General features: G+C 74.1%; 10 protein-coding genes. 4 read left to right on the forward strand and 6 right to left on the reverse strand.

Translation table 11 applies throughout. The features are described 5' to 3' along the window. A partial coding sequence (locus AB0M52_RS26310) for an iron ABC transporter permease (RefSeq protein WP_363958877.1) occupies positions 1-1,124 on the forward strand: 1,124 nt, incomplete at its 5' end. A 38-nt stretch (positions 1,125-1,162) separates the two neighbouring features. After that, entirely contained in the window at positions 1,163-2,068 is a 906-nt protein-coding gene (locus tag AB0M52_RS26315) for a siderophore-interacting protein (RefSeq protein WP_363958880.1), read from the forward strand. Here AB0M52_RS26315 and AB0M52_RS26320 read toward each other — a convergent pair. The 5 genes from AB0M52_RS26320 to AB0M52_RS26340 form a co-directional block, all read right to left on the reverse strand. Then, positions 2,065-2,580 (reverse strand): 2'-5' RNA ligase family protein, encoded by a 516-nt coding sequence (locus AB0M52_RS26320; protein ID WP_363958883.1) that lies wholly within the window; start codon positions 2,578-2,580, stop codon positions 2,065-2,067. The two genes, AB0M52_RS26315 and AB0M52_RS26320, sit on opposite strands and share 4 nt — an antisense overlap. Before the next feature lie 13 nt (positions 2,581-2,593). Further along, positions 2,594-3,640, reverse strand: a complete 1,047-nt coding sequence (locus AB0M52_RS26325) for an NAD(P)-dependent alcohol dehydrogenase (RefSeq protein ID WP_363958887.1) — start codon at positions 3,638-3,640, stop codon at positions 2,594-2,596. A gap of 75 nt (positions 3,641-3,715) precedes the next feature. Beyond that, a complete protein-coding gene (locus AB0M52_RS26330; RefSeq protein WP_363958890.1) occupies positions 3,716-4,411 on the reverse strand; it encodes a Pr6Pr family membrane protein in 696 nt (231 codons plus the stop codon). Positions 4,412-4,518: 107 nt separating this feature from the next. After that, positions 4,519-4,899: a hypothetical protein gene (locus AB0M52_RS26335; protein ID WP_363958893.1), complete on the reverse strand. Its 381-nt coding sequence runs from the start codon at positions 4,897-4,899 to the stop codon at positions 4,519-4,521. A 69-nt stretch (positions 4,900-4,968) separates the two neighbouring features. Further along, positions 4,969-5,610 carry a hypothetical protein gene (locus AB0M52_RS26340; protein ID WP_363958896.1) on the reverse strand — a complete coding sequence of 214 codons (642 nt, stop codon included), beginning with the start codon at positions 5,608-5,610 and terminating at the stop codon, positions 4,969-4,971. A gap of 244 nt (positions 5,611-5,854) precedes the next feature. Here AB0M52_RS26340 and AB0M52_RS26345 point away from each other — a divergent pair, with 244 nt between their 5' ends. Together AB0M52_RS26345 and AB0M52_RS26350 are read left to right on the forward strand one after the other, a co-directional pair. Further along, positions 5,855-6,277 carry a hypothetical protein gene (locus AB0M52_RS26345; protein WP_363958898.1) on the forward strand — a complete coding sequence of 141 codons (423 nt, stop codon included), beginning with the start codon at positions 5,855-5,857 and terminating at the stop codon, positions 6,275-6,277. 325 nt (positions 6,278-6,602) lie between these two features. Next, positions 6,603-7,337: a DUF3105 domain-containing protein gene (locus AB0M52_RS26350; protein ID WP_363958901.1), complete on the forward strand. Its 735-nt coding sequence runs from the start codon at positions 6,603-6,605 to the stop codon at positions 7,335-7,337. Positions 7,338-7,355: 18 nt separating this feature from the next. Here AB0M52_RS26350 and AB0M52_RS26355 read toward each other — a convergent pair whose 3' ends face one another. Next, complete coding sequence (locus tag AB0M52_RS26355) at positions 7,356-8,213, reverse strand: alpha/beta fold hydrolase (RefSeq protein ID WP_363958904.1); 858 nt, start codon at positions 8,211-8,213, stop codon at positions 7,356-7,358. Positions 8,214-8,315 lie beyond the last annotated feature (102 nt).

An 8,315-nucleotide genomic window follows, 5' to 3' on the forward strand; every position in this document is an offset into this window, starting at 1 on the left:
GCGTCGACATCCCCACCGGCGTGGTGACCACCCTGCTCGGCGCCGCCATCCTCATCTGGCTGGCCCGCCGGCACCGCGACGCCGGCCCCACCCGCCGCCCGCCCGGCGGCCCGGTGGCGGTCCGCTCGGCGGCCTTCCGCCGCGGCGTCGTCGCCGTCGCCGGTACGGTCACCGTCGCCGCAGTGCTGCTCGGCATGCTCGCGGGGGACACCTGGGTGCTGCTCGGCGACATCGCCAACTGGCTCAACGGGAGCACCGGGCCGGCGTACACCTTCGTGCTGGACCAGCGGTGGCCGCGGGTCGCCGCGGCGATGCTGGCTGGTGCGGCGCTCGCGGTCGCCGGCACCACCGTGCAGGCGGTCTGCCGCAACCCGCTCGCCGAGCCCGGCATCCTGGGCATCACCGCCGGTGCCGGACTGGGCGCGGTATCGCTGCTCACCTTCGTGCCGCTGGCCAGCGTGTGGGCCGTCTCCGGCGTGGCCGGGCTCGGCGCGATGCTGGCCTTCGCCCTCGTCTACGGAACGGCCTGGCGCGGCGGGCTCAGCTCCGACCGGCTGGTCCTGATCGGGTTCGGTGCCTGGCAGGGTGGCCTGGCGATGATCACCTTCTTGATCGTCGCCTTCGACCCCTGGAACACCGGTAAGGCGTTGACCTGGCTCTCCGGCTCCACCTACGGCCGTACCGCCACGCAGGTGCTGCCGGTGGCGATCGCCCTGCTGGTGCTCACCCCGGCCGTGGTCGCGGCCCGGCGCGAACTGGACCTGATGACGCTCGACGACGACACCCCCCGGGTGCTCGGCGTCCGGCTGGAACGCACCCGGCTGGTCGCGCTCGGTGCGGCGGCGCTGCTCACCTCGACCGCGGTCTCCGCCGTCGGTGTGATCGGCTTCGTCGGGCTGGTCGGCCCGCACGCCGCCCGCGCCCTCGTCGGTGGCCGGCATGCCCGGGTGCTCCCGGTCGCCGCGCTGCTCGGCGCGGCCCTGGTCAGCCTCGCCGACACCCTTGGCCGCACCGTGATCGCCCCGGCCCAGATCCCGGCCGGCCTGGTCACCGCCCTGATCGGCACCCCGTACTTCGTCTGGCTGCTGTGGCGCTCGCGCGCCACGGCGTCCCAACCCCGGTAGCGCCCGGACGCGACCCGGCCCGCAAAGAGAGAGACAGCATGACCAACACCCTGCCCATCGCACCGTGGCGGATGTTCACCGTCGAGGTCCGCGCGGTACGCCGACTCAGCCCGTCCTTCGTCCGGGTCACCTTCACCGGCCCGGACCTGGACCGCTTCGCCGACAACGGCTACGACCAGCGGATCAAGCTGGCCCTGCCGCTGCCCGGCCAGCGCGGGGTGTACCTGCCCCAGGGCCCGGACTGGTACGCGCAGTGGCGGGCGCTGCCGGAGCACCGCCGCAACCCGATCCGCACCTACACCGCCCGGGCGGTCCGGCCGTACCTGAACGAGCTGGACGTCGACCTGGTGCTGCACGGCGACGGTGGTCCGGCGACCCGGTGGGCCCGGCGGGTCCGGCTCGGCGACGAGATCGCGATCCTGGGGCCGGACGCGGAGTTCGGCGGCGACCACGGTGGAGTCGAGTTCCGGCCTCCGTCGACCGGGTGCCTGCTGCTGGCCGGGGACGAGACGGCCGTGCCGGCGATCGGCGGCATCTGCGAGCGGCTGCCGCTGCACGCGCAGGGCCGGGTGTTGCTGGAGGTACCGGCGGAGCAGGACGTGCTACCGCTGGTCACGCCGCCCGGGGTGGAGGTGACCTGGCTGCCCCGGGGCGCCGACCCGCACGGCAGTCGGCTCGTCGGCGCCGTCGCCGCCGCGGCGGGGGAACTGCTCTCCGGCGCCGGGTCGGCGGCCACCCAGCAGGTGGACGACGTCGACGTGGACCGCGAGATCCTCTGGGAGGTGCCGGACGTGATCCCGACGGCCCCGCTCTACGCGTGGCTGGCGGGGGAGGCGGGGGTGATCCGTACCCTGCGCCGGCATCTGGTCGCCGAGCGCGGCCTGGACCGGCGTGCGGTGGCCTTCATGGGTTACTGGCGCCACGGCCGCGCCACCCCCGTCTAGGGAAGAGGGTGGGAGATGCCGCGGGCGTGGTCGGTGAGGGCGGCGCCGACCACGGTGGCCTCCAACGGCAGCACCTCCAGGCACCGGCGTACGGCGGCGGCCATCAGCGTGTTCGGTACCCGCATGGACAGCGTGCAGTGCGGCACCCACCGGCCCGGCTGGTAGTGCTCGACCAGCTGGATGCCGGCCGCGGCGAGTCGGTGGTGCACCTTCCGGTGGTGCTCCAGCAGTTCCACCGTGGGCACCGGGCCCAGCCAGAGCACCCGGCCGACGAACTGCCCGGCGTGCTGGAACGACAGCCGCAGCGGCGCCGCCACCGTGGTGCCGGCCAGCGCCGCCGCTACCTGGTCCGGGTCGAAACTCGGCGCGACCGCGAGCGAGACGTGTGGCCGGTGCCGCTGCTCCAGCAGGGAGCGCATGCTCTGCACCCCCTCGGCCTCCAGGGCGTCCCAGAGCACCCGGATCCGTCGGGTGGCGGCGGTGTCCAGGTAGAGCTCCAACGCGGCGACCACATGATCACTGTAGTCACGGCACGATGACGGCCCGGCCCTCCAGCGTGCCCTCCTGCATCATCCGGTACGCGGTCATCGCGTCGTCCAGGCGGAACGTGGTCGTCTTCGGCCGGACCAGCCCGCGCGCGCCGAGGTCGAGCACCTCGATCAGCTCCGGGCGACTGCCCCAGTACGTGGTCTGGATGCTGACCTCGTACGGCACCGAGAAGAAGCTGACCGGCAACGTGCCACCGCCGATCCCGACGATAGTCAGGTCACCCACGGTGCGTGCGGCGGCGGCACCGGTGCGCAGGGTGGCGTCGACGCCGACGAAGTCGAGCACCACATCGGCGCCCCGACCGCCGGTGGCCGCCCGGATCTCCTCGGCGGTGCGCTCGCCCGAACGCAGCGTCAGGTCGGCGCCGCACTCCTCGGCGAGCCGCAACGCGTCGTCCCGGTTGTCCACCGCGATGACCCGGGCCGCGGTGGTGGCCTTCAGGATCTGCACGCCGACGTGCCCGAGCCCGCCGACACCGATCACCACCGCGGTGCTGCCGGGCGGCAGCTTGGACCAGGACCGGCGGATCGCGTGGTACGGGGTGAGGCCCGCGTCGGTCAGCGGTGCCGCCAGCACCGGGTCCAGACCCTCGGGCAGCGGCACGATGTGCCGGGCGGCCGGCACCAGCTCGTACTCGGCCATGCCACCGTCCAGCCCGAGCCCACCGCCGCCGCCGGGCACCGGTGCGCCGGCCGGGTTCTCGCAGTAGGTGTCGACGCCGACCCGGCAGCGGGCGCAGGTGCCGCATCCCCACGGGCCGTACACGGCGACCGGCTGGCCGATCTCCAGCCCGGTGACCCCGGCGCCGAGCGCGTGCACCCAACCGGCGTTCTCGTGGCCCAGCGTGAACGGCGGGTTCCAGGGCACCGCGCCCGGCTCGAAATCGTGCATCAGGTGCAGGTCGGAGTGGCAGGCTCCGGCACCACCGATCTTCACCACCACCTGACCCGGGCCCGGCGTCGGCTCGTCGACCTCGACCAGCTCCGGTTCGGTCTTCCAGGCGGGCAGCCGCAGCGCACGCATCCTTGCCTCCCGTTGTCGAGCATCGCCTGCCGGGCGGCTCCCCGGCAGGCGCCGGGCCAAACCCGGCTCCGGTGGCTACCGTGGCACGGTTTCCGCAGGCCCGGACACTGTCCTTGGTCCCGTCGGTCCCGCCGATCGGCCCGTCCGGTACCTGGCCAGGGCCCGGTCGACGCCGACGAAGACCACACCGAGCAGCCAGAACGCCACGGCGAGGCAGGCCGCGACGATCCCCACCCCGCCGTAGCCGAGCTCGCCGACATCAACGAACGGGTACGGGTAGCGGTGCACCACCAGCCCGCGTACCAGCGCGAAGCCCAGGTAGCCCAGCGGGAAGGCCAGCCACCAGAGCGCGTACCGCAGGCGCAGCCGGCCGCGCCGGTCCAGCAGCAACCAGTCGGCCACGGCGAGCAGCGGTACCACGGTGTGCAGGAACTGGTTGCCCACCGCCTCGTCGAGGGCCCGGTCCGGGGCCGGCATGGCGAACGGGCTGGCCGGGTTGGCCAGCACCAGGTGGTAGACCAGCGCGGTGATGGTGATGTAGAAGGTCACCGCCCCCTTGACCGCGGCCGGCGGAGCCGGCCGACCCTGCCAGGCCCGCCAGGCGGCGTACCCGGCGACCAGTCCGACCGCGATGTTGCTCTGGATGGTGAAGTAGGGCAGCAGTCCGGTCACCGTGGCCGGACCGAGCGCGGTGAGCACGATGCCCGCCAGCACGCTGATCACGACCGCCACGCGGACGGCCACCGCCGCCGGTCGACGCCGCAGACTCATCGCGGCACGTTACCAACCGGTCGCCCCCGCGGTCACCGCCCAGCGGTCGTCGATCCGCCCGCCCGGCGCTGCGGCTGGTGCCCGCGCGTCAGGCACGCTCCGTCGGCTCAGCTGTGCCAGGAGACTCCTTCCGGCCGCATGCCGGTCGCCTCCTCCAGCGCGTTGTCCGGCAGGTCCTCGCCCGCCTCGTCGTCCGGGAAGGTACGCCCCGACGGCGCCGGATCCGGTGGCGCTCCCGGGCCGGCGGCCGGCGTCCGGGTCGGCTCCACCGACCCGAACCCGTGCCGGCCGGCGGGCTGGTGCTCCGTCGGGGTCTCGCCCGCTCGCCGCTCGCCGCGTCGACCCTCGGACACCGCGGTCGCCTCACTGCCCTCGTCCATGGGCGAGTCGTCACCGGCGCCCCACGGCGGATCGGCGTCGAAGCCGTCCGTGGTGCCCCAGGGCGCGACACGCTCCGGTCCCCGGTCCTGCCTGTCCTTGTCGGTCATGGCCACCTCGCTGGTCGGTGCGCCGGCGCCAGGTCTGCCGGCCGGCGATCGCGCTGCTGCCGTCGGCCGTCAGTGGCCGGACATCGCCATCTGCCGACGGACCGCCTGCACCGCCGCGATCCGGCGGGCGTTCCTGCCCATCGCCATCGACCCGTTCATCAGGCCGTTGGCCCGGCCGAGCATGCCGCGCAGCACCTGCCCGGGCTTCTGCTGCTCGCCCAGGTGCGCGGTGACCACGATCAGGGCGCCGGTCAGCGCCGGTACCGCCCATTGCAGCATCCTCAGCTTGCGCTGGTTGGCCGCCACGCTCGCCGGCGTCTGCTGGTTCGGTTCCGTGACGCCCTGCACGGAGGGTGCTCCGGACTTCGCCAGCCGCATGCCGAGCAGCCGGCTGTAGCCGGTCACCGCCAGGGCGCTGATGGTCAGCGCGGTTTTCAGGGTGCTGGCCCGTCCGACGCCCGCCTGGGCGGCCATCCGCGGGCTCTCGGTCACCAGTTCGCCGACCGCCCCGGCGAGGTGAGCGCCGATCGCCGCCGCGTTGACCGGGGTCCATCGGGACCAGCCCGCCGAGGCCACCGGGAGTCGCTGGGTCGGGTCGCCGATTCGCGCGGCGGCGCCGTTGACGCCGAAGGCACCCATCAGGGAGCCGCCGAACCAGGCCGCCAGGCCCAGGTCGTGCATCGAGCGCAGTGCGGTGTGACTGTCAGCCATGTGGTCCCCCATCCGCCGTGTCGGGCGCTGTCGCTTACCCGCGCCCCGGACGACTAATCCCGGCGCTCCGGCTGCCCGCTACGTCCCTGCCGGTCACCGGCCTCGCCCAGCACCGGTGTGCGGAAGCAGGGCCGGGATCGGCACCCCGGTGAAGTGGGAGAAATGGGACGACCGGGTCGAGTGGCCGGCGTGGGTGTCAACTGGACGGCCGGGTACTCAGGTGAGCTGGTTATGCTCATCCGCGATGACCGGACGGCGCGCGTTGGTGACGGGGTGGGGCGGGAAACGCCTCGCCCGCTTGCTGTGCGTGCTGCTGGCCGTTCTGCTCGCACTGATCGCGGTGAAGCCGGGCCTCGCCTCGGCCACCGGCCGCCACGGCGCGAGCGCCGCCCAGACCACGGCTGACGACGGCTACCAGCAGCCGGACACCGGGTCCACCGTGGTACGCGACGATGACCGGGAGTGCCCCGGCGAGCCGTTCAGTCCCGGCAAGCAGGCCTGCCGTGGCCAGTCGTTCACCGTCGCCCCCACCACCGTCACCATGCTCCCGTCGCTGACGCAGCTGCGGTGGCGTCCCGTCCCACCCCGGCCCGAGCGGCGCGACCGGCATCCCCTCCTGGAACACCTACGCCCACGGCTGACCCAACTGGCTGTTTCTCGCACGTAGGAGCACCTCTCCCACACGGCACGGCGTGACCTGAACCCGGTGTGCCGTCGGGAGCGCACGTGCGCGCCGTCCGTCCATCGTGGCCGCGACCCCAGCTGAGGGGTCGAGCAACGGCGCGCCCCCACCCCTGTCTCACCAGAGACCCCTCGGCCATGCCGGCGGCGTGCTCTCCGCCGCGATCGCGTCGCCCGGGAGAACCCGGGCCGCCGTTCGCGCGGAACCGGCTGACCTTCGCCACGCCCCGCGGTCACCCCGCCGGCTGCCGTACCCCTCAGGACGCCATGGCCGCGTCCGACCCAGCCGTCGTACCGAGAAAGGCACCGTCATGAACGCTTCCCCTTCATCCGGTCGCGCCGCCGCGAACCGCAAGTCCGGCGGCAAGGGCCGCAAGGAGGCTTCCCCGCCGCAACCCGGCCGCGCTGCCGCGAACCGCAGATCCGGGAGCAAGGGCCGCAAGACGGTGGTGCGACCGGGCCGTCCCTGGGGCTTCACCGCCGCGCTCGTGGCGGTGGGGGTGCTCGCGGTCGCGATCATCGCCTACGGCGCGGTCACCTGGGACGGCATCCGACCGTGGTCGTCACGGTTGGCGGCCGTGTCGGGTGTCGTCGACTACACCTCGCCCCGGCCCGCGTGGCTGACCGCCGAGCACCGCAACGGGCCGCTGACCTACGAGGTCAACCCCTCGGTCGGGGGCAACCACAACGGCGCGTGGCAGTACTGCAACGGTGCTGTCTACGACGCCCCGATCGCCAGCGAGCACGCGACGCACAGCCTGGAACACGGCGCGGTGTGGCTCACGTACCGACCGGACCTGCCCGCCGAGCAGGTTGAGCAGCTGGCCGAACGGGTGCGCGGCGTGGACTACATGATGCTCAGCCCGTACGAGGGGCTCGACGCCCCGATCTCGTTGCAGGCGTGGGGTTACCGGCTGACCGTCGACTCCGCGGACGACGGGCGCATCGACGAGTTCATCCGCGTCGCCCGCGTCAACGCCAGCCTCGAGCCGGGCGCGACCTGCTCCGGCGGCGTCAACACCACCGGAACGTTGCCGGTCGGGTAGCTTCCCTCGGCTGCCGGCCTACCTGTCCGATCGGGCGGGTAGGCCGGCGGCGAAGTCGGCCACCCGTGCGGCCATCGGCTCGGCGGCGCGTACCCAGGTGAAGTGGTCCAGGGTCGCGCCGTCCGGCGCGGGGTAGCGCTCGCGCACCACGGGGGCCGCGGTGAGCTTGGCGCAGAGCCGGTCCAACGTGGGGTGCGGGGTGTACTGGTCGCCGTCGACGCTGACCGCCAGCACGGGGGTGCGGATCCGGCCCACCGCCGCCTCGGCGTCCACCCCGTCGAGGTGCGGGAAACGACCGGTCCGTGCGGTGCGCGCCCAGTCGCGGATGACGCCGCCGGCCTGCCGGCCGCCGAACCCCCACCCGGGCCAGACGCCGAGCAGCCGGGTGGTGGCGGCGATGCCCTGGGTGTACGGCAGCACGCCGTAACGCCGGGGGCCGGCGAAGTCGCGCCAGTACGGGATGCCGACGGCCACCAGCGCCAGCCCGTCCACCTCCTGCTCACCGTGCAGGGCCAGATGCAGCACGGCGGCCTGCCCGCCGAGGGAGTGCCCCAGCAGCAGCGTGCGCCGCCCGTCCAGGCGGGCCTTCAACGCCGCCCGTACCGCCCCGATGTCGGCGGCCAGCTCGGCGTAGCCGTACCGGCAGGCGCGGCTCGGTCTGGGCGTGCTCTCGCCGGTGCCGCGCAGGTCGGCCACGACCACGGCCAGCCCGGCGGCGCGCAGCGCGGCGGCGAACGGCCGGTAGTAGCGGGCCCGGACTCCCATCGCCGGCACGACCAGCACCACCGGCGCACCTGTCACGCCCTCGGGCTCCGGGTAGACCTGGATGCCGAGGCGGGCGCCGTCGACCTGGACGAACTCCTGCACGTACTCCACTTTCGCGCTCACGGCGCCAGGCTACCGGCGGGTAGCCAACGGGTGGGGTGTCGCCCCCGCGCGCGGGGTGGGGGCGCCCGGGGGGCACCCCTCGAGAGGCAG

Origin of the sequence: Micromonospora sp. NPDC051296 (assembly GCF_040682255.1) — a bacterium.
GTDB lineage: Bacteria > Actinomycetota > Actinomycetes > Mycobacteriales > Micromonosporaceae > Micromonospora > Micromonospora craterilacus.